This is a genomic window from Senegalia massiliensis, from assembly GCF_009911265.1.
Taxonomy (GTDB): Bacteria; Bacillota; Clostridia; order Tissierellales; family SIT17; genus Anaeromonas; species Anaeromonas massiliensis_A.
On sequence record NZ_QXXA01000012.1, the window covers coordinates 1 to 20,575 of the forward strand.

General features: G+C 28.2%; 21 protein-coding genes and 1 other annotated feature. Of the genes, 13 read left to right on the forward strand and 8 right to left on the reverse strand.

The features are described 5' to 3' along the window. The first annotated feature begins 97 nt into the window (after positions 1-97). The gene (gene hutI, locus D3Z33_RS11260; RefSeq protein WP_160197864.1) at positions 98-1,363 is read left to right on the forward strand and encodes an imidazolonepropionase; all 1,266 of its coding nucleotides are present in this window, start codon (positions 98-100) and stop codon (positions 1,361-1,363) included. Here the strand turns inward: hutI and D3Z33_RS11265 are convergent. Together D3Z33_RS11265 and D3Z33_RS11270 are read right to left on the reverse strand one after the other, a co-directional pair. Beyond that, positions 1,360-2,448 carry an HD-GYP domain-containing protein gene (locus D3Z33_RS11265; protein WP_243153495.1) on the reverse strand — a complete coding sequence of 363 codons (1,089 nt, stop codon included), beginning with the start codon at positions 2,446-2,448 and terminating at the stop codon, positions 1,360-1,362. The two genes, hutI and D3Z33_RS11265, sit on opposite strands and share 4 nt — an antisense overlap. Positions 2,449-2,534: 86 nt before the next feature. Continuing rightward, entirely contained in the window at positions 2,535-2,696 is a 162-nt protein-coding gene (locus D3Z33_RS11270) for a DUF1328 domain-containing protein (RefSeq protein WP_160197866.1), read from the reverse strand. A gap of 174 nt (positions 2,697-2,870) precedes the next feature. Between D3Z33_RS11270 and pepV the strand changes: the two genes are divergently transcribed. From pepV to ileS, 9 genes are all read left to right on the forward strand, one after another. Beyond that, the gene (pepV, locus tag D3Z33_RS11275) at positions 2,871-4,208 is read left to right on the forward strand and encodes a dipeptidase PepV (protein WP_347561264.1); all 1,338 of its coding nucleotides are present in this window, start codon (positions 2,871-2,873) and stop codon (positions 4,206-4,208) included. A 52-nt stretch (positions 4,209-4,260) separates the two neighbouring features. After that, positions 4,261-4,521: an HPr family phosphocarrier protein gene (locus D3Z33_RS11280; protein ID WP_160197867.1), complete on the forward strand. Its 261-nt coding sequence runs from the start codon at positions 4,261-4,263 to the stop codon at positions 4,519-4,521. 93 nt (positions 4,522-4,614) lie between these two features. Continuing rightward, positions 4,615-6,117, forward strand: a complete 1,503-nt coding sequence (locus D3Z33_RS11285; protein WP_160197868.1) for a LysM peptidoglycan-binding domain-containing protein — start codon at positions 4,615-4,617, stop codon at positions 6,115-6,117. Positions 6,118-6,756: 639 nt separating this feature from the next. Further along, on the forward strand, positions 6,757-7,530 hold the full coding sequence (locus D3Z33_RS11290) for an inositol monophosphatase family protein (RefSeq protein ID WP_160197869.1): 774 nt from the start codon (positions 6,757-6,759) through the stop codon (positions 7,528-7,530). Between the two features lie 139 nt (positions 7,531-7,669). Further along, on the forward strand, positions 7,670-8,536 hold the full coding sequence (locus tag D3Z33_RS11295) for an SDR family oxidoreductase (protein ID WP_160197870.1): 867 nt from the start codon (positions 7,670-7,672) through the stop codon (positions 8,534-8,536). Between the two features lie 90 nt (positions 8,537-8,626). Beyond that, a complete protein-coding gene (locus D3Z33_RS11300; protein WP_201750509.1) occupies positions 8,627-9,196 on the forward strand; it encodes a class D sortase in 570 nt (189 codons plus the stop codon). A gap of 38 nt (positions 9,197-9,234) precedes the next feature. Beyond that, positions 9,235-10,143, forward strand: coding sequence for an SMR family transporter (locus D3Z33_RS11305; protein ID WP_160197871.1), 909 nt, complete (start codon positions 9,235-9,237; stop codon positions 10,141-10,143). A gap of 34 nt (positions 10,144-10,177) precedes the next feature. Then, positions 10,178-10,903: an HAD family hydrolase gene (locus D3Z33_RS11310; RefSeq protein WP_347561269.1), complete on the forward strand. Its 726-nt coding sequence runs from the start codon at positions 10,178-10,180 to the stop codon at positions 10,901-10,903. 59 nt (positions 10,904-10,962) lie between these two features. Then, positions 10,963-11,173 (forward strand) — a binding site (T-box leader). 55 nt (positions 11,174-11,228) lie between these two features. Further along, positions 11,229-14,333 (forward strand): isoleucine--tRNA ligase, encoded by a 3,105-nt coding sequence (gene ileS, locus D3Z33_RS11315; protein WP_160197873.1) that lies wholly within the window; start codon positions 11,229-11,231, stop codon positions 14,331-14,333. Between the two features lie 112 nt (positions 14,334-14,445). Here the strand turns inward: ileS and D3Z33_RS11320 are convergent, their stop codons facing one another. Continuing rightward, a complete protein-coding gene (locus D3Z33_RS11320; protein ID WP_160197874.1) occupies positions 14,446-14,622 on the reverse strand; it encodes an aspartyl-phosphate phosphatase Spo0E family protein in 177 nt (58 codons plus the stop codon). 195 nt (positions 14,623-14,817) lie between these two features. Between D3Z33_RS11320 and D3Z33_RS11325 the strand changes: the two genes are divergently transcribed. Continuing rightward, a complete protein-coding gene (locus D3Z33_RS11325) occupies positions 14,818-15,048 on the forward strand; it encodes a helix-turn-helix domain-containing protein (RefSeq protein WP_160197875.1) in 231 nt (76 codons plus the stop codon). Between the two features lie 109 nt (positions 15,049-15,157). Then, a complete protein-coding gene (locus D3Z33_RS11330) occupies positions 15,158-15,679 on the forward strand; it encodes a peroxiredoxin (RefSeq protein WP_160197876.1) in 522 nt (173 codons plus the stop codon). A 43-nt stretch (positions 15,680-15,722) separates the two neighbouring features. On the opposite strand, the gene D3Z33_RS11335 is transcribed toward D3Z33_RS11330, so the two are convergent. The 5 genes from D3Z33_RS11335 to D3Z33_RS11355 are packed head-to-tail and all read right to left on the reverse strand — an operon-like array spanning position 15,723 to position 19,639. Beyond that, positions 15,723-16,820, reverse strand: a complete 1,098-nt coding sequence (locus D3Z33_RS11335) for an NADH:ubiquinone reductase (Na(+)-transporting) subunit F (RefSeq protein WP_160197877.1) — start codon at positions 16,818-16,820, stop codon at positions 15,723-15,725. 12 nt (positions 16,821-16,832) lie between these two features. Continuing rightward, a complete protein-coding gene (locus D3Z33_RS11340) occupies positions 16,833-17,423 on the reverse strand; it encodes an Rnf-Nqr domain containing protein (protein WP_130808149.1) in 591 nt (196 codons plus the stop codon). Next, positions 17,423-18,055, reverse strand: coding sequence for an NADH:ubiquinone reductase (Na(+)-transporting) subunit D (locus D3Z33_RS11345; protein WP_160197878.1), 633 nt, complete (start codon positions 18,053-18,055; stop codon positions 17,423-17,425). The genes D3Z33_RS11340 and D3Z33_RS11345 overlap by 1 nt, the downstream gene beginning before the upstream one ends. Further along, on the reverse strand, positions 18,045-18,668 hold the full coding sequence (locus tag D3Z33_RS11350; protein WP_160197879.1) for an FMN-binding protein: 624 nt from the start codon (positions 18,666-18,668) through the stop codon (positions 18,045-18,047). Before D3Z33_RS11350 ends, D3Z33_RS11345 begins: the two co-directional genes overlap by 11 nt. Beyond that, complete coding sequence (locus D3Z33_RS11355; RefSeq protein WP_201750510.1) at positions 18,665-19,639, reverse strand: RnfABCDGE type electron transport complex subunit D; 975 nt, start codon at positions 19,637-19,639, stop codon at positions 18,665-18,667. Before D3Z33_RS11355 ends, D3Z33_RS11350 begins: the two co-directional genes overlap by 4 nt. Before the next feature lie 250 nt (positions 19,640-19,889). On the opposite strand from D3Z33_RS11355, the gene D3Z33_RS11360 reads away from it, so the two are divergent. Beyond that, positions 19,890-20,504 carry an NUDIX hydrolase gene (locus D3Z33_RS11360; RefSeq protein ID WP_160197880.1) on the forward strand — a complete coding sequence of 205 codons (615 nt, stop codon included), beginning with the start codon at positions 19,890-19,892 and terminating at the stop codon, positions 20,502-20,504. Positions 20,505-20,575: the final 71 nt, after the last annotated feature.

The following is a 20,575-nucleotide window of genomic DNA, read 5'->3' on the forward strand; positions in this document are numbered from 1 at the left end:
ACAATGCCAGGGCTTCCTAAAACACCTGCAGCAAATAATATGTATCTTTCTGATGAGGGAGAAATTAGTGGGTTATTTTAAAGATTGGAGAGATAAAATGAATAATAAAATTTTAATTAAAAATGCTAATCAAGTAGTAACATGTAGTGGTAGTAATCAAAAAAAAGGATCAGAAATGAATGAGCTTCATGTGATAGAAGATGGTTGTATTATTATAAAAGATGATAAGATAGAAAAGGTAGGAACATCTGAAGAAATATTAAAAGATATTGATGAAAAGGAATATAATATTATAGATGCTAAAAATAAATGTGTTTTACCAGGTTTCATAGATTCTCATACTCATGTTGTATTTGGTGGATATAGAGCAGAAGAATATAATATGCGATTAAAAGGCATAGATTATATGGAAATAATGAAACGTGGTGGAGGAATTCAAAGTACTACTGAGGCTACTAAAAAAGCTACATTAGAAGAGTTGGTACAGTTAGGTATTAAAAGACTTGATTCTATGGTTTCATTTGGAGTTACAACAGTAGAATCAAAAAGTGGATATGGATTAGACTTAGATACAGAAATAAAGCAATTAGAAGCAATGAAAAAGTTAGATGATATTCATCCTATTGATATATCAAAAACATTCTTAGGTGCACATGCAGTTCCACCTAAATATAAAGGTAAAGAAGATGAATTTATAGACTTTATAATAGAAACAGTACTTCCGAAAGTAGTAGAAGACGATTTAGCAGAATTTTGTGATGTGTTTTGTGAGAAAGATGTTTTTTCAGTAGAACAATCTAGAAAGCTTTTAAAAAGTGCTCAAAAGTTAGGATTAAAATCAAAATTACATGCTGATGAGATAGTACGTATAGGTGGTGCAGAGCTTGCAAGTGAAATTGGTGCTATTTCAGCAGATCATTTACTTAGAGCATCAGATCAAGGTATAAGAATGATGGCAGAAAATAATGTAGTAGCTACACTTCTTCCAGGCACAGCTTTTAGTTTAAAAGAAGAATATGCTAGAGCAAGAGATATAATAGATTCAGGATGTGCTGTGGCACTTGCAACAGATATGAATCCAGGAAGTTGTTTTACTGAATCTATACCACTTGTAATAGCACTAGCTACTCTTTATATGAATATGAGTATAGAGGAGACAATAAATGCTCTTACTATAAATGGTGCAGCAGCTATAGATAGAGCTGATACTGTGGGTAGTATTGATGAGGGTAAGAAAGCAGATATTGTAATACATGAATTTCCAACATATGATTATATACCATATCATATAGGGGTAAGTACTGTAGAAAAAGTTATAAAAAATGGTAAGTTAATATTTGATAAAATAAAAAATGAGGCCTAAGCTAAGGCTTCATTTTCATTATATACAATACTTTCTATAACTATATTTTTCTGTGTCATTAAATCAATAGTATTATTAGTAGATAGAATTTTTATTTTAGGTCTTAATGGAAATCCTGTGTTTATTGATTTTACAATACCTATATTTTTATTACTTAATTTTACCATAGTGCCTATTGGATAAGGTATTATTTTATTTGAAAATTTTCTAACTAAATTTATATCGAAATGATTTGAACAATTTGCATATAAAAATTCTAAGGCATCATTTGGAGTCATTGCAGATCTATAAGGCCTATCTGAAGTCAATGCGTCATATACATCACAAATACTAACAATTTTAGCTAAAAAATATATTTGTTCTTGTTTTAACCCTTTTGGATAACCTGATCCATCAATTTTTTCATGGTGTTGTAATGCTATGATTCTAGCTGGAGAAGGAATTTTATTACTAGCTTTTAGGTATTCATAACCATCTAAAGCATGTTTTTTCATTATTTTAAATTCTTGATTTGTTAACTTTCCATTTTTATTTAAAATTTTTGAAGGAGTTAAAGTTTTTCCAATGTCATGGAGTAGAGATCCAATTGCTAGATACTTTAAATGCTCTTTTTTTAGACCAAGTTCAATTCCTAATATTATTGAGAAGATTGATACACTTAAGCAATGCTCATATGTATAGTTATCTGCACTTTTAATATCTACTAGATTAACCATTATATCTTTTTGGCAGAGTATATCATCTAATAATTCTTCAGCTATATTTGAAATGCTAGATATATTTTTATCTGCTTTATCTATTGAATTTTTATTATATAAATTATTATTTGAATAGTCATGTTCAAAACTATTATAAGTTTCTTTTAACTTTATAATAGCTTTACTTCTAATTTGTGGGGAGATTATGTCATTTAGTTCTACATCTGAGTATTTATCCATTATATATATAGAATATATTCCGAAAGATTTAATTCTTTTAATATAGTTAGAGGATAATCTTGTACCTTTTGCAAGTAAAGTTTTTCCTTTTTCATTACATATATTTTTACCTAAAAGAGTTCCTTCTTTAACAAATGATATTGGCATAAAACGCAAAATAAATCCCCCTTAAAATAATGTAACGAGGAGCTAGCTCCTCGTTATATTATACTATAATTTGATATTGTTCTCAATTAGAATATAGCAGCACCAAATATAAGGGCAATTATAAACAATATTAAGAATATAATAAATAATATTTTTGCAATACTTGCTGAAGCACTTGCAACACCTCTAAAACCAAAGAAACCAGCAATAACTGCTATAACTAAGAATATTAATGTCCATTTCAGCATTTTAAATTCCTCCTTTTTATAATTAATAATATTAATAAAAATATAGCCTAAACTATTTAATTTAAACAGTTTTAAATTAAATTTTATTTATGTTATTATTAGTATAGGATTGGGTAAAAATATAAGGTAAAGCTTAATTGGATAACAGTAAAATAAATTAGGAGGTAGTTTTAAGTGGATTATAAAAATAGAGTAGAACAACTAAAAGATGAAATGATAAGTTCTATAAAAGCGTTGGTAAATATACCAAGTGTAAAAGATGAAAATAGTAAAGATACACCATATGGAGAAGACATAGATAAGGCACTTAAAAAAGCTTTAGAAATTTGTGATAATTTAGGATTTGAAACATACTATGATGCAGAAGGATATTATGGATATGCAGAAATAGGTGAAGGTAAAGAAATGTTAGGCATATTAGGACATCTAGATGTTGTACCTGCAGGAGAACTATCTAATTGGAATACTGATCCATTTGAAGCCCAAATTAAAGATGGTAGATTATATGGTAGAGGAACTCAGGATGATAAAGGGCCAACAGTTGCTGCAATATATGCTGTGAAGGCACTTATGGATTCAGGAATAAAATTTGATAAAAGAATAAGATTTATATTTGGAACAGATGAAGAAAACCTTTGGGGTGGAATAGATAAGTATATGGAAAAAGAAGAAGTTCCTACATTAGGATTTACTCCAGATGCAGAGTTTCCTATGATACATGCAGAAAAGGGCTTATTACAATCAAAATTAAAATCTGAATCCAGTGGAAAGTTAGTATTATCAGGAGGTAATGCATTTAATGCAGTTCCAGATAGAATTGGTTATAGTGGAGAGTATAATGAAAGATTAAAACAAGAATTAGATAATTTAGGTTTTGAATATGAAGTGCAGGGAGAGACTATTTATGTAATAGGAAAAGGTGCTCATGCTTCTCAACCTCATAATGGAATTAATGCTATAGCTCTTATAGCAATTGCACTTAATAATATTGGCGTTGAAAGTAATGCAATTAAATTTATAGCTGAAGTAATAGGTGAAGATTATAATGCTAAGAATATATTTGGAGAATGTGAAGATGAACCATCAGGTAAGATAACATTTAATATAGGTAAACTTAATATAGATGAGAATCAAGAAGAAATAGCAATTGATATAAGAATACCAGTTACTAAAGATAAAGAAAAAATAGTTGATGATATAAAACAAAAGGTAAAAGAATATAATATTGAATATGAAGAATTTGATTTTCTTAACTCACTATATGTTCCTAAAGACCATAAACTCATTAAAACACTTAGAAAAGTATACGAAGAAGAAACAGGAAAAGATTCTACACCTTTAGTTATAGGGGGAGCTACTTATGCTAGAGCAATGGACAATTGTGTAGCATTTGGAGCAGTATTTCCAGGTCAAGAAAAAGTAGAACATCAAGCGAATGAATATATTGAGGTAGATACACTTATTGAAGTGACAAAGATATATGCAGCTGCAGTTTATAATTTGACAAGATAATATTGTCGGTTTATTATATAATAGATTAAATAAAATTTTTAGGAGGATATGTATGAAAAATTTAGAAATAGAATTAACTAATGAAACTGGTTTACATGCTAGACCAGCAAGCCTTTTCATCAGAGAAGCATCAAAATATACATCTGATATTGTAGTAGTAAAAGATGGTACAGAATATAATGGAAAGAGCATAATGGGTATATTAAGTATGGGAGCTACAAAAGGTGACAAGTTAAATATTAAAATAGATGGCTCAGATGAAGAAGAAGCTTATGAAGGCTTAAAGAATCTTTTTGAAAATGAGATAAAATAAGACTCATTTAAAAAATATAAACCATTCTTTAGATAAAGGAATAGTATAAAGTAAGTTCAATTATACTACTTTGTTTGAAAGGATGGTTTTTTTATGCATACAATTAAATATATAGTTAGACCAGGGGATAGCTTATATCTAATAGCTAGACAGTTTAATGTAGATATGAGTGAAATAAATAGAATAAATAATTTGACTAATTCTAATATTTATGCAGGACAAATATTAGAAATTCCTCTAGAAAATTATACAGTAAAATCTGGAGATAGTTTATATTCTATAGCAAATAGATTGAATGTACCTATAGAAAGTTTGATGATAATAAATAATTTAGAAGATACTAATTTATCTATAGGACAAATATTAAAAATTCCTTATTATACTGAAATGATAGTAAATGTAGATGTAGCTAACATTAGGCTTGGACCCTCTACTGAATTCGATGTAATTGCACAAATGGTTAGAGGCGCAAAATTACCTGTAATAGAAATAAATGATGAGTGGACAAAAGTTGAACTTTATGATGGAAGACAAGGATTTATTAAAAGTACACTTGGAAATTTAAAAGTATATGGTGGAGAAAAACCTATAGTAGCTATATTAGGATATTATACATTAGAAGAAGGAGTGGCTCTTCCAAGCTCCTATGATTCTTTCGTAGCAAACAAAAATGAATTAACTGAAGTTCCTCTATTTTTGTTTAGAATATCTGAAAATGATCCTACTACTATAGAAAAATTTGGAGATTTTACTAATCAATATGTTGAAGATGTCATAGAAATTGGACATAAATCTAATGTAAAGATGCTTGCTTTAATTCATAATTTACTTTATACAGGAGGAGTAGAAAGAGCAAAAGAAATAACATCTCAGATGTTAGCTAATGAACAGACCAGATCTACTTTTATAGAAAATACTATTGAGCTTATAGAAGGATATGGTTTCGATGGAGTTAATATTGATATCGAAGATGTAGATATTAAAGATAGTGATAAATTAACTATGTTTTTCGAAGAATTAGGAGAAGCTTTATCTAAAAGAGGTTATTATTTATCTGCTTCAATTCCATCAAGAGTAAGTGATGAACCATTTAATCCTTTCTCTGATCCTTTTAATTATGCATCAATAGGAGAAGCAGTAGATGAATTTGTAGTAATGTTATATAACGAACATGGATGGCCAGGAAGTGGACCAGGTCCTGTAGTTTCAATAGGTTGGATGGAAAGAGTATTAAATTATACAATGACAAAAATGCCAAGAAGAAAAATAATGGCTGCAGTATCTGTTTTTGGTTTTGACTTTAATTTAGATACTGGAAAAAATTCTTATGTAACTTTTGAGAGTGCTATGAATTTAGCAGATAAATATAATAAAGAGGTAATATTTGATGAAGAAACAAAAACTCCTTATTTTAAGTATGTAGATGAAGAAGGAAATAATCATGAAGTTTGGTTTGAAAATGCTGAAAGTATAAAAGCCAAAATAAATCTTGCTAATAAACTTGGGATAAAAGGAATTGCACTTTGGAGACTAGGAATGGAAGATGAATCAATGTGGAATATGATAAGAGAGGATGTAGTAGTTAAGAGATTTTAGGGGTTTTATACCCCTTTTTTTTGGGTACATTTAATTAAGTAGCAGAAAGGAGTTAAATCTATGAATAAATCAAAGTTTAAAGGATTGACACAGGAAGAAGTTAAAAAATCTAGAAATTAAAATGGAGATAATAAGATTAAAAAAGGTAAAAGTAGAATGGTATGAGTTTCTTTGAATAGCAATTGCTGTAGTAATAGCAATATTTGTAAGTATTTATTCAGATTATAGTAATGAAAAATCATTTAAAAACTTCAAGAACAAGCTTCACAAATAGAATGTAAAGTATTTAGAGATGGAAAATTAGAGAAAATATCCATAGAATACATAGTTAAAGGTGATAAAATATTAGTTCAATTAGAAATCTCAATAAAATACTGAAGTAGTATATGAACAAGATAACAAGGAAAAACTAGAAGTTGTAGGTGGAGATTTTATAGAACAATCTAAAAAATTATAATGTAGAAATAGTCTATAAAATCCATTAAACAAGTACAAGATGTTGGAATACAAGTAGTAATGATAACAGGTGATAAAAAAGAAATTGCAATTGCAATAGCAAAAGAATCAAATATTATAAAAATTGATTGATATAGCAAGAAATTAATATTTAAAAATATAAATTAAAGGAAGTGGATATCTATGATAGATTTAAATAAATCTATTGAATTAGTTAAAGAGTGGGCATATGAAGCTGGAAAAGCTCAAAAGGATAATTATGAGAAAGAAGATTTACAAATTTCTACTAAATCATCAGATATAGATTTAGTTACAGAAATTGATGATTTATCAGAAAAAATAATAATAAAAGGAATAAAAAGAGAGTATCCCGATCATGATATTTTATCTGAAGAATCAGAGTTTGAAAAGACTGATTCAGATTATTTATGGATAATAGATCCTTTAGATGGGACAACTAATTATGCACAAGGACTTCCAATATTTGCAGTATCCATTGCATTGGAGTTTAGAGGTAAAATAGTTTTAGGAGTAGTATACAATCCTATGTTAGATGAAATGTTCTCAGCAGTAAAGGGAAAGGGTACATATTTGAATGGCAAAGAAATAAAGATAGGTGGAAAGGATGAATTGATTAAGTCTGTAATAGCAACGGGTTTTGCTTATGATAGAAATACAAATGAAAACAATAATATATCTAATTTTTCTAAGATTTTACCTAAGGTAAGAGGTATTAGAAGAATGGGAGCAGCAGCTTATGATTTAGCTTGTGTAGCATGTGGTAGACTAGATGGATATTGGGAATTTAATTTAAAATCATGGGATGTAGCAGCAGGAATATTAATTATAAAAGAAGCTGGTGGAGAAGTAGTTGATATTTCTGGAGGGAAAAATGTATCAATAATAGCAGGAAATAAAAAGATGATAAAATTAATAGAAAAGGAGATAAAAGCTTAAGCTTTTATCTCCTTGAAAATTGTATATTATTTTTATACCATAGAAATAATAATAAAAGGAATTAAGAAAATAGTTAAAAACCATATAATAATAAACATATGTAACAAAGAAAATTTAAAATAGAAAGGAGAATTTATTAATGAACAGATGGGATTTTCCTAATAATATTAAAGGTCAAGTTCAAGAAAAGCAACCTGGAGTAAATTCAAAAATGGATCCAAAACCTATCTATGAAGATGATAAATACAAGGCAGCAGACAAATTAAAAGATAAAGTAGCAATAATTACTGGAGGAGATAGTGGTATAGGTGGAGCTGTATCCATTCATTATGCTAAAGAAGGCGCAGATGTAGCAGTAATGTATTTAGATGAACATGAAGATGCCAAAAATATTAAAAAAAGAGTAGAAAAAATAGGTAGAAAGTGTTTACTTATATCAGGTGATGTAGGTGATGAACAATTTTGTAAAGATGCAGTGGAAAAAGTCATAGATGAATTTGAAAAAATTGATATATTAGTAAATAATGCAGCTGAACAACATCCAAAAAAGAATATATTAGATATTTCAACAGAACAATTAGAGAAAACATTTAAAACTAATATATTTTCAATGTTTCATATGGTAAAAGCAGTATTACCTTATTTAAAATCTGGAAGCAGCATTATAAATACCTCTTCTATAACAGCATATGAAGGAAATGCAGGTTTAATAGATTATTCTGCTACAAAAGGAGCTGTAACAACATTTACTCGTTCATTATCGCAAGCTTTAATTGATAAAAATATAAGAGTAAATGCAGTGGCACCAGGTCCTATTTGGACACCTCTTATTCCTTCATCATTTGAAGCAAGTCATGTAGCAGGTTTTGGAGATGATCAACCTATGAAAAGACCAGGTCAGCCAGTAGAATTAGCTCCAGTATATGTATTTTTAGCATCTGAAGATTCTTCATACATGTCAGGTCAAATGATACATATAAATGGTGGAGCAGTAGTAAATGGATAATATATGATTATTAAAAGCCGTCATAAATATTTATGGCAGCTTTTTTTGGGTATATAATATTATAAATATAAAAATTAAGGAGTTGCAAAAATGAAACGATTATCTATTGTATTTATAATAGCTGGAATAATAATATTATTATTTCCCACATTAAATAGAGGGTACAAAGATTATAAAAGGGAAAAAGTACTTGAGCAATGGCAACAAAGCATGAATGATATTTCAACTATAGAAAGTTCTAAAAAGAATGATAGTCCACAAGATAGTCTTAACAAGTATATATTAAAAATAGATAAAATAGAATTATATATGCCTGTATTAGATGGAGCAACAGATGAGAATTTAGATATATCTTTATCTAAGATGAATCATACAGCAGAACCTGGGGAAGTTGGAAACTTTGCTGTAGCAGGGCATAGAAGTTATACTTATGGGCGACATTTTAATAGATTAGATGAATTACAAAAAGGTGATATATTAACTGTTGAAGCTAAAAATAAAAATTATAAATATGAAGTAGAAGAGACTTTAGTTGTTGAACCAGAAGAATTATGGGTTTTAGAAGGAAATAATAAAGACAAAGAAATTACACTTGTTACATGTACTCCAATAAAAGTAGCTAGTCATAGGTTAATTATAAAGGGGAAATTAGTTGAATAAATATGTTATAATTGATCTATACAATATGGGGGAATGATATGGGGTACTTATTACTTGCAATAATATGTAGTTCATCTATAGCTATAATATTTAAGTTTAGTGAAACAAATAATTTAAATCGTTATGCTGTAACTACAATGAATTATTTTACAGCTTTTATAGTAAGTCTTATTTTAAGTATAGTAGAAGGAAATATAATTTTAAAAGGATATGATAGCTTTTTTTATGAGTTTAAAGATGTAGTTTTAAAAGGGAATGCACTTTTTTCTCCAAGTAGTAGTTTTATTTGGGCCATTATAGTTGGTGTATTTGCAGGAGTATTTTTCTTTTTATCTTTTCTATACTATCAGATAAGTGTAAAAAACAATAGTGTAGGTCTTGCAGGAACTTTTGCAAAGCTTGGAATACTTGTACCTATGAGTTTTTCTATAATATTATGGAGAGAATTTCCTACATATATTCAATGGATAGGTATAATTCTATCTCTTATTTCAATAATAATAGTTAACATATCATTTAAGAAAAACCATATAAAAGATATACATATAAGTTTAATACTATTATTTCTATTTGGTGGATTTGCAGAGTTTTCTAATAAGATATTTCAAAAATATGCAATATCAGAGTATAAATCAATATTTTTATTTTTTGTTTTTTTTATAGCTTTTATAATTAGCTTAATAATGACTTTAAAAAAGAAAAAGAAAGTTAATAAGATTGATTTAATTACAGGAATATTAGTAGGTATACCCAATTTGTTTTCTTCCTTTTTTTTAATACTCTCATTAAACCATATGAAAACTTCTGTAGTATTTCCAATATATAGTGCAGGTAGTATTATAATTATAACACTTGTTGGAACATTGTTTTTAGGAGAAAAACTAGAAAGAAAAGAAATTGTTGCAATTTTTATGACGGTTATAGCACTTATTTTAATTAATTTATAGTTTTTAGTTAGTATAAGAATAAAGAGAGGTGAAAATTATGATAGGAGCATTTTTTGATATTGATGGTACACTTTACAGGAATTCGTTAATGATAGAACATTTTAAAAAACTAATTAAATATGAAGTTATAGATGAGGCAATATGGCATAGTCATGTAAAGCACACATATGAAAAATGGGAAAGAAGGTATGGTGATTTTGAAGACTATCTTGAAGAATTAGCTGATATTTATGTAAATGAACTCAAGGGAATAAATAAATCACATATAGCATTTATAGCTCATCAAGTAATAAGATTAAATGGAGAAAAAGTATATAAATATACTAGAGATCGTATAAAATGGCATCATGATCAAGGACATAAAGTTTTCTTTATATCTGGTAGTCCAGAGTTTTTAGTGGAAAAGATGGCAGAAAGATATGATGTTACTCAATTTAGAGGTAGTAAATATGTATTAGATGAGAATGATAATTTCACTGGTGAAATAGTTAAAATGTGGGATTCTTTTAATAAACAAAGAGCTTTAGATGAATTTGTTGATAAATTTAATATTGATTTAAAAAATAGCTATGCATATGGAGATACATCTGGAGATATTTCAATGTTTAAAATGGTTGGAAATCCTATAGCTATGAATCCAAATAGAGAATTATATGATTTTATAAAAAATGATGATGAATTATCAAAGAATACTACAATAATTATTGAAAGAAAGGATATAATATATAAAGTAGATTCAAATGTTGAAACTTTATTATAAATTTTAAAAAATCTTGACAAATATTTATATTTTGATATATTATTAAGCAAACTATATAATTAAAAGTTATGATGAGGAGAGTAGTATAAATTATTATTTATAGAGAGATAATCCATAGGCTGAAAGATTATTATTAATATTTATATGAAAATCACCTTGGAGCAATATGTCTGAAATTAGTAAGACATTTCGCAGAAATGCGTTATATTTATTTAAGTGATAGTATTTTTACTATAATTTGGGTGGTACCGCGATAAATTCGTCCCTAAGCATATGCTTAGGGATTTATTTTTTATATAAATTATTTAAAGAAAAGGGTGAAAAAATGGATAAATTTGAGCAATTATCAAATGAAGATGTAAAGACGAAAGAAAAAGATATATCTGATTTTTGGGATGATGTAGATATATTAGAAAAAAGCATAGAAACAAGAGAAGGAAAAAAACCATTTATATTTTATGAAGGTCCACCAACTGCTAATGGAAGGCCAGGAATCCATCATGTACTTGCAAGAACATTAAAAGATTCTGTGTGTAGATATAAGACTATGGAAGGCTATCAAGTTAAAAGAAAAGCAGGATGGGATACACATGGATTACCTGTAGAAATTGAAGTTGAAAAACAATTGAATTTAAATAACAAACAGGAAATAGAAGAATATGGCCTTGATAAATTCAATGAAAAGTGTAGAGATTCAGTATTTAAATATGAAAATTTATGGAGAGAAATGACTAAAAGAATGGGATATGCTATTGATTTAGATAATCCTTATATAACACTTGATAATGACTATATAGAGTCAGTGTGGTGGATATTAGATAAATTTAATAAAGAAAATATGATTTATGAAGGACATAAGATATTGCCATATTGTACTAGATGTGGTACTGGACTTGCATCTCATGAAGTTGCACAAGGTTATGAAGAAATTAAAACAAATACAGTTATAGTTAAGTTTAAAAGAAAAAATATAGATGAATATTTTCTTGTATGGACTACTACTCCATGGACACTTGCTGCAAATGTTGCTTTAACTGTACACCCTGATGTAAAATATGCAAAAGTTAAATCTGATGGTGAAGTGTATTATTTAGCAGAAGATTTATTAGATAATGTATTAGGAGATAGGGGATATGAAGTTTTAGAAAAGCTTACAGGTAAAGATTTAGAATATATGGAATATGAACAATTAATGCCTTTTGTAGAAGCTGATAAAAAAGCATTTTTTGTAACTGTTGCAGATTATGTAACTACAACTGATGGTACTGGTATAGTACATTCAGCACCTGCATTTGGTGAAGATGACTATAATACTGGAAGAAGATATGATTTACCTGTATTACAACCTGTAAATGAAGATGGGAAATACACGACAACTCCATGGGAAGGCATGTTTGTAATGGATGCAGATATAGAGATTATAAAATGGCTTGCTGAGAAGGATAAATTATTTAAAAAGCAAAAAATGGCTCATAATTATCCTCACTGTTGGAGATGTAAGACTCCATTATTATACTATGCAAAGCCTAGTTGGTATATAGAAATGACCAAACTTAAGGATCAATTGATAGAAAATAATAATAATGTAGAGTGGTATCCAGATTATGTAGGAGAAAAGCGTTTTGGAAACTGGTTAGAAAATTTAAATGATTGGGCTATTTCTCGAAGTAGATATTGGGGTACACCACTTAATATTTGGAGATGTGATAGTTGTGACCATACAGAGAGTATAGGATCTAGAAAAGAACTTGTTGAAAAATCTATAGAGGATATAGATGAAAATATTGAACTTCATAGACCATTTGTAGATGATGTTCATATAAAATGTGAGCATTGTGGTTCAACTATGACAAGGGTAAAAGATGTTATTGACTGTTGGTTTGACAGTGGTTCTATGCCTTTTGCGCAACATCATTATCCATTCGAAAACAAAGATAATTTTGATGAATTATTTCCAGCAGATTTTATATGTGAAGGTATAGATCAAACTAGAGGTTGGTTCTATTCATTACTTGCTATATCAACTTTTGTTAAAGGAGAAGCTCCATATAAAAAAGTTCTTGTAAATGACCTTATATTAGACAAAGAAGGCAAAAAAATGTCTAAATCAAAAGGAAATACAATAGATCCTTTTGAAATGTTTGATAAATATGGTGCAGATGCACTTAGATGGTATCTATTATATGTATCACCAGCTTGGTCACCTACTAAGTTTGATGAAGAAGGCTTAAAGGAAGTACAAAGTAAATTCTTCTCAACTATTAAGAATGTATATAACTTCTTTACACTATATGCAAATACTGATGGAATTGATCCAAAAGAATTTAATATTGATTATAAAAATAGACCAGAAATAGATAGATGGATTCTTTCAAAATATAATAACCTTATAAAAGTTACAAAAGAAAATATGGATAAATTTGATTTAACAAAAGTAGTAAGAGAAATACAAGAATTTGTAAATGAAGATCTAAGTAACTGGTATATAAGACGTTCAAGAAGAAGATTCTGGGCTACAGAATTAACTGATGATAAAAAAGCAGTATATAATACAACATATGAAATATTACTTGGTATTTCAAAGATGGTTGCACCATTTGCACCATATATTTCTGAAGAAATCTATAGAAATTTAACTAATAATTTATCTGTTCATGTAGATTATTACCCAGAAACTAATAATGAGTTAATAGACCCTACAGTGGAAGAAAAAATGGATTTAGTAAGGGATTTAGTTAAATTAGGAAGAGCTTCGAGAGAACAAGTAAGAATAAAAGTACGTCAACCAATATCAGAAGTTATAGTTGATGGAAAATATGAAGATTTAATTTCAGATTTAGTTCCTTTAATCAAAGAAGAATTAAATGTTAAAAATGTAGTATTTGCAAAAGATTTAAAAGAATATATGAGATTTAACTTAAAACCTAATTTCCCTGTTGCAGGACCTAAACTAGGTAAAAAGATTAAGTTTTTTGCTAAAGCACTTAATAGTTTAGATTCTACTGAAGCAGTAAACAAACTAGAAAATAATGAAGAATTAACTGTTGATTTAGATGGGGAAGATTTTACTTTCTCAAAAGAACTTGTAGATATAAGAATAGAATCAAAAGAAGGATTTACTGTATCTATGGAGAATAATTTATTTGTAATATTAGATACTACCCTTACAGGTGAGTTATTAAATGAAGGATATGCAAGAGAATTTATATCTAAAGTACAACAAATGAGAAAAAATAATGATTATGAAATGATGGATAATATAAAGATTTATTTTAATGGTAATGTTGAAATAAATGATGCTATTAATAAATATAGTGATTATATAAAGTCTGAAACACTAGCAATAGAAGTAAATAGTGTGGAGGATAAAAATCTAGAAATTCATAATTTAAATGGCCATGACACAGGTATAAAAGTAGAAAGAATTTAATTTATAAGCTAGATCAACTAGATTGATCTAGCTTTATTTTTATTGATTCTTATATTTACATATGTTTTGAATAAATAAAAACATCGTCTAAGACGATGTTTTTTTATTTTGATTAATGTAATATCATGTTTTTTTTATTTAATTCTTTTTGATAAACAACAATAAGCTTGTCCAACTCTTTACTTAATGTAACTATCTCTAAATTAGTGAGTTCATTCAAATTTTTTGCTACTAAATTATTTAAAGCTTCTCTTGTGTTGTTTATTTTTGATAAATAATTTTTATCCATGAATATCCCCCTTTTTATATAATAAAATCTCTAATCCCTTAATATTATTATATAACTATAGTTTATTTTTTTCAAGTTATAATTTAAATTTTTTTAATTATAGTTTTAATTTATAAAAATATAATTAGATATAATTAAACTGTACTTTTAATGTCGAATTGTGTATAATTATAATATAAGATAGGAGGATACTTTATGATTAGATCTAATTTAAGATTAATAATGGCTAAAAAAAGAATAAAAAATGTCACTGAAGTGGCAGAGTTATGCCAAATTTCAAATCCTACTATCACAAAATTAAATAACGATAGAAAACTAGAATCACTTAGCTTAGAAACAATTTTAAAATTATGTGCTGGTCTTGAATGTACAATGGAAGAGCTAATTGAAGTAGATTATGATGAAATTGGAAAATTATTAAAGTGAAATAAAAACTAATTGAAAAAAATTATCATTTAAATGTTTAAAATATCTGGCATAGGGAATATATATTATTGTGAGAGTTAAATTATTATTCTAAGGAGGAAACTGATTTATGGAAAGATTAGTAGGAAAACCAGCACCAGATTTTAAAATGCCAATAGTTAAAGGAAATGGAGAGGAATTTGGTGAAGTAAAATTAGATGATTATAAAGGCGATTGGTTAGTAATGTTCTTTTATCCATTAGATTTCACATTTGTTTGCCCAACTGAAATAACAGGATATAGTAAACAATGTGCAAAATTCGAAGCAGAAGGCGCTAGAGTGTTAGGTGTAAGTACAGATAGCGAACATTCACATAAAGCTTGGATAAATGGTGACCTAGGAAAATTAAACTTCCCACTTGGTGCAGATAAAACAATGAATGTATCAAGAGATTATGGAATTTTAGTAGAAGAAGATGGTGTAGCATTAAGAGGATTATTTATAATAGATCCTGAAGGAATAGTAAGATATTCAGTTGTACATGATTTAAATGTAGGACGTAGTGTAGAAGAAACTCTTCGTGTACTTAAAGCTTTAAAAACTGGTGGATTATGCCCAATAGGTTGGGAAGAAGGAGAAGAATTACTTTAATATATAAGAACAAAACCCCCTTGAAAATTAAGGGGGTTAAAATTTATTCAAATTTATCATAGAATATTAAGTTTTCAGGAATTCCTTTTTCTTTTAACGTTTCAACAGTAGAATCTATCATTCTAGGGCTACCACAAAGGTAAACTTCTTTATTTTCTCCATTTTCCATATATTTATCTATAGCATCAGTTACTCTACCTATATCACCTGTCCATCCATCTTTCTTTTTAGCTCTTGAAAGTGTTGGAACGAATTTAAAATTAGGCAATTTTTGTTCTATTTCTTTTAATTCTTCAACAAAAAATAAATCTTCTATATATCTTGCTCCAAAGTAGAATGTAGCTTTTCTATCTATATTGTTTTCAACCATATGATATAAAATTGATAATATTGGAGCCATACCTGTACCTATTGCTACCATTACCATTTCTCTATCAGTATTTTGATAATAAAAATCTCCATATGGACCATTAAATAATACTTCATCATTTTCATTTAAATGATGATGCACATAAGTTGTAGCAATTCCTTCTGGGACATAGCCTATTATAAGTTTCAATTTATTTTTAAGCATTGGAGATGATGCTATTGAATAAGCTCTATATACCTCTTCGTCACTTCCCTTGTATTTTGGAGCTCTTAACTGTACATATTGTCCTGGCTTAAAATCAATACTACCTTCTTTTATATCGAAAGTTAGATGTTTTATTGTAGGTGTTAAATCTATTATTTTTGACACTTTACCTTCATACTCTCTTACACTAAATAATTCTTCAGGTATTTCAATCTTTATATTTTCTTTTACTTTTACTTGACAAGATAATCGTACATTTTCTTTCATGTCTTCAGGAGTGAGATAACCTAGCTCAGTAGGTAGTACAGGTCCTCCACCTTCTGTTATCTTTACCTTACAATAACCACAACTACCTTTACCACCACAGGCAGAAGGTATAAATATCTTTTGACTTATAAGAGATGATAGAAGGGTATCTCCACCATCTACTACATAATCTTCATCATCATTTATATTAATAATAACTTCTCCATAATTACCTATAGTATTTTTAGCAAGTGTTAAAAGAAATGCCAAAACACCTGTAATTCCAGATATAGCACCAACTGTAATAACAATCGTTCCCATCTAATCACTCCTTTATTGAATCTGTACTATTCCTGAAAAACCAACAAAAGCAAGAGCCATTAAACCTGTTATTATTATAGTTATTCCAGGTCCTTCTAGTCCCTTAGGTACTTTTGCATATTTAAGTCTTTTTCTAATTCCAGCCAGTGCTACTATTGCAAGCATCCAACCTAGTCCTGAACCTAAACCAAACAACAGGGAAACTATTAAATTATAATCTCTAATAACCATAAATAGTGAAACACCAAGTATTGCACAGTTAACTGTTATTAAAGGTAAGAATATTCCAAGGGCATAATATAAATTTGGAAGATATCTTTCAACAATCATTTCAACTAATTGTACAAATGCAGCAATACTTATAATGAATATTATGAACCGTAAGTATTCTAGTCCTAATGGAACTAGCACATAATGATAAATCATATAATTTAGAACTGTAGTAAAAGTAAGTACAAAAGTAACTGCTTGACCAAGTCCTAAAGATGTTTTAATTTCTCCAGATACTGCAATAAATGAACACATACCTAAGAAGTTGGTAAGTATCATGTTATTAGTAAATATTGATGCGAAAAATACTACAAACGGATTTAAACCTTCCATTAGCTAACAGCCTCCCCTTTTAATGAATCTTCTTCTTCACTAGGTAGAAGTGATCTTGCTATCCATATAACTATGCCAAGCATAAAGAATGCACCAGGAGCCATAACCATAATAGTCCATTTAGTAAACCATTCTCCTAATACTTGTATTCCAAATATAGAACCAAATCCTAATAACTCTCTGAAAAAAGCTATAATTAAAAGTATAATTGCATAACCTGCACCAGATGCAATACCATCTAAAAATGAATAAAGTGGCTTGTTATTTTGCGCATATGATTCACAACGTCCCATTATAATACAATTTGTTATAATAAGCCCTACATAAGGACCTAAAGCTTTACTCATAGAAGGATAATAAGCTTTCAAAACAATATCAACTATTATTACAAAAGAAGATATAATAAGTACTTGGACCATCATTCTTATATGTTTAGGAGTATAATTTCTAAGTATTGATACAGTAAGCTCTGAAAAAGAAGTAACAAATATTAAACCTATTCCCATAACAAGAGAATTAAGCATTAAGTTTGTAACAGCAAGTGCAGAACAAATCCCTAATATTTGTCTATATATAGGATTATCTTGCCATAATCCTAAAGTAAATATCTTTTTTACTTTTTTATTTGCCATTTAGATCTTCTCCTTTCATTAGGTCTTTAAATTCTTCTATGTCCTGATTTAATAAGTTTTTTACTGATTTAGAAGTGAGCGTTGCACCTGTAATGGCATCTACATTTCCATCTGCTGCAGGTCTATATTCAAGATAGTTTTTATTATCTCTATCTAAATCTATATTCCTAAATTGATCTTTAAACCACATTTCATCAATTCTGCCACCAAGACCAGGAGTTTCGCTGTGTGATACAAAATCAACTCCTAAAAGAGTGTTTAGATTTTCATCTACAGCAGCATATCCTTTAATAGTACCCCAAAGACCGTTACCTTCTACAGGAAAGGCATATCCTAATTTCTTACCATCTTTTTCTGCTCCATATATAGTAATATCATCAACCTTAAAAGGTTTTAAATGTTCCTTATATAATTCTTCTATTTTTTTATCGTTATCATTTGGATAATCTACATCGAACACATATAAAAGCGTTTTCCACTCGTCTATTTGTGCATTTTGTGCTATAACATCTTTAGTTGTATAGTTTAATAATGATAATACAAGTGTAAAAAAAGCAGTTACTAATATCATAAAAATAATAGGATAACTAAATGATTTTTTTATATTTTTCATGCTGTAACCTTCTTTCTCTTAGCCTTTTTACTCTTTTTATAATATTTTACTCCTTCATCAATTATAGGGGCAAAAGTATTTCCTATAAGTATTGCAAACATTATACCTCCTGCAAATAAAGCGTATCCTCTTATAATTACTGTGATAGCACCAATTAAAATTCCATAAATCCATTTTCCTTCTTTAGTTTTAGCTGAAGAGATAGGATCAGTTGCCATAAATACTGCACCAAATAACAATCCACCGCTCATAACTCCAAATAGCGGATTTGGTACAGATGTAAATCCTATAAGTCTTAGTATCAAACTTAAACCTACAAAACCTGAAATTACAGCTGTCATAGTTTGCCATGAGGCTGTTTTTGTATAGATTAGATAAATTCCAGCAAGTATTATTAAAAGTGCACTTGTTTCTCCTAAAGAGCCAGATACATTCCCTAGGAATAAATCTATGTAGTTAGATAGTTCTCCAGTTTCTCTAAAATTTAGCATAGGTGTAGCAGTAGCTATAGCATCTACTGAGCTAGTCATATAACGAGTAAAGCCACCTAAAAATGAGTTTGATACATTTGACCAGTCAATAGTAAGTGGTTGTGGGAATGATACATATACAAAGGCTCTTGCAACTAATGCAGGATTAAAAACATTTTTACCAAAACCACCAAATACAGCTTTACCAAAAATTACACCAAATATAATTCCTAAGGTTCCTACCCAATAAGGAGTACTAGGTGGGAGAGTTAATGTAAAGAGAATAGATGTTACAATTACAGCTTCAGATACTTTTCCTTTGCCATATTTCTTTTCAAATATGTATTCTGTAGCACAACCCCAAATTGTAATCCAAGTCATTAATAATAATGACCTCCATCCAAAAAAGTATATTGATGCTAAAATTATTGGTATTAAGGAATAAATAACTTTACGCATCATTTTTTGTTGCATGAAATTATTTTTCAAACTAAAAGACAATATGTACACCTCCATGATTTATTTTTTAACAGGATTTATTTGACTAGATACTTTATACCCAATATTTTCTATAATAAAATAAATAACATAAAAATTTAGCAATATTTTGAATTTTAAGTGCTTAATATAAAACAGAAGTGGTATATATTAAACATAGCATTTATATAAGGAGGAATTACTATGGCTGATGAAGAAGTTAAGAAAAAAGAAGGTATGTATTTCCAATGTTTAGATAATAGGTGATAAATTTATGAAATTAGATCAAATAATAAATAAAGTTGCAAATAGAATCTCCAAACCTTTAGGAATAGATAGAGATTTTGCTATATTAGTACCGCTAATATATGTAAAAGATGAGTTACACATATTATATGAAGTTAGGTCTAAAAAACTTAATACTCAACCAGGAGAAATATCATTTCCGGGTGGTAGAGTAGAAAAAGGAGAAACTTTTAAGGATGCAGCAATAAGAGAAACAATGGAAGAATTAAATATTAAAAGAAAAAATATAAATATTATAAACTCTATTGACTATATAATAATGCCTTTTAATATATCATTATATCCCTATGTTGGAATTATAGAGGATATAAATTTTGAAGATATAAATTATAGTGAATCTGAAGTAGAAAGTATTTTTACTGTTCCATTGAAATTTTTTCTAGAAAACGAACCTGAAAGATATAATATGGGTATCTCACCCCAGATAGGAGATGATTTTCCTTATCATTTAATAAATAATGGAAAAGCCTATGATTGGAGAACAGGGATTTATCCAGTGTTTTTTTATAGATATAAAGACTATGTTATTTGGGGTATGACAGCAAGAATGACAAAGAATTTTGTAGATATTATAAAAGAATAAAATTTTTAATATTAGTCCCTGACTTCTTTTAAAGGAGGTTGGGGATTTTTTTATAAAAAATTATTAAATTT

What these genes read in the sequence shown, in the direction of transcription:
- hutI (WP_160197864.1), top strand. Translation starts at nt 98, where the DNA reads ATGAATAATAAAATTTTAATTAAAAATGCTAATCAAGTAGTAACATGT.
- D3Z33_RS11265 (WP_243153495.1), bottom strand. Translation starts at nt 2,448, where the DNA reads ATGCCAATATCATTTGTTAAAGAAGGAACTCTTTTAGGTAAAAATATA.
- D3Z33_RS11270 (WP_160197866.1), bottom strand. Translation starts at nt 2,696, where the DNA reads ATGCTGAAATGGACATTAATATTCTTAGTTATAGCAGTTATTGCTGGT.
- D3Z33_RS11280 (WP_160197867.1), top strand. Translation starts at nt 4,261, where the DNA reads ATGAAAAATTTAGAAATAGAATTAACTAATGAAACTGGTTTACATGCT.
- D3Z33_RS11285 (WP_160197868.1), top strand. Translation starts at nt 4,615, where the DNA reads ATGCATACAATTAAATATATAGTTAGACCAGGGGATAGCTTATATCTA.
- D3Z33_RS11290 (WP_160197869.1), top strand. Translation starts at nt 6,757, where the DNA reads ATGATAGATTTAAATAAATCTATTGAATTAGTTAAAGAGTGGGCATAT.
- D3Z33_RS11295 (WP_160197870.1), top strand. Translation starts at nt 7,670, where the DNA reads ATGAACAGATGGGATTTTCCTAATAATATTAAAGGTCAAGTTCAAGAA.
- D3Z33_RS11300 (WP_201750509.1), top strand. Translation starts at nt 8,627, where the DNA reads ATGAAACGATTATCTATTGTATTTATAATAGCTGGAATAATAATATTA.
- D3Z33_RS11305 (WP_160197871.1), top strand. Translation starts at nt 9,235, where the DNA reads ATGGGGTACTTATTACTTGCAATAATATGTAGTTCATCTATAGCTATA.
- ileS (WP_160197873.1), top strand. Translation starts at nt 11,229, where the DNA reads ATGGATAAATTTGAGCAATTATCAAATGAAGATGTAAAGACGAAAGAA.
- D3Z33_RS11320 (WP_160197874.1), bottom strand. Translation starts at nt 14,622, where the DNA reads ATGGATAAAAATTATTTATCAAAAATAAACAACACAAGAGAAGCTTTA.
- D3Z33_RS11325 (WP_160197875.1), top strand. Translation starts at nt 14,818, where the DNA reads ATGATTAGATCTAATTTAAGATTAATAATGGCTAAAAAAAGAATAAAA.
- D3Z33_RS11330 (WP_160197876.1), top strand. Translation starts at nt 15,158, where the DNA reads ATGGAAAGATTAGTAGGAAAACCAGCACCAGATTTTAAAATGCCAATA.
- D3Z33_RS11335 (WP_160197877.1), bottom strand. Translation starts at nt 16,820, where the DNA reads ATGGGAACGATTGTTATTACAGTTGGTGCTATATCTGGAATTACAGGT.
- D3Z33_RS11340 (WP_130808149.1), bottom strand. Translation starts at nt 17,423, where the DNA reads ATGGAAGGTTTAAATCCGTTTGTAGTATTTTTCGCATCAATATTTACT.
- D3Z33_RS11345 (WP_160197878.1), bottom strand. Translation starts at nt 18,055, where the DNA reads ATGGCAAATAAAAAAGTAAAAAAGATATTTACTTTAGGATTATGGCAA.
- D3Z33_RS11350 (WP_160197879.1), bottom strand. Translation starts at nt 18,668, where the DNA reads ATGAAAAATATAAAAAAATCATTTAGTTATCCTATTATTTTTATGATA.
- D3Z33_RS11360 (WP_160197880.1), top strand. Translation starts at nt 19,890, where the DNA reads ATGAAATTAGATCAAATAATAAATAAAGTTGCAAATAGAATCTCCAAA.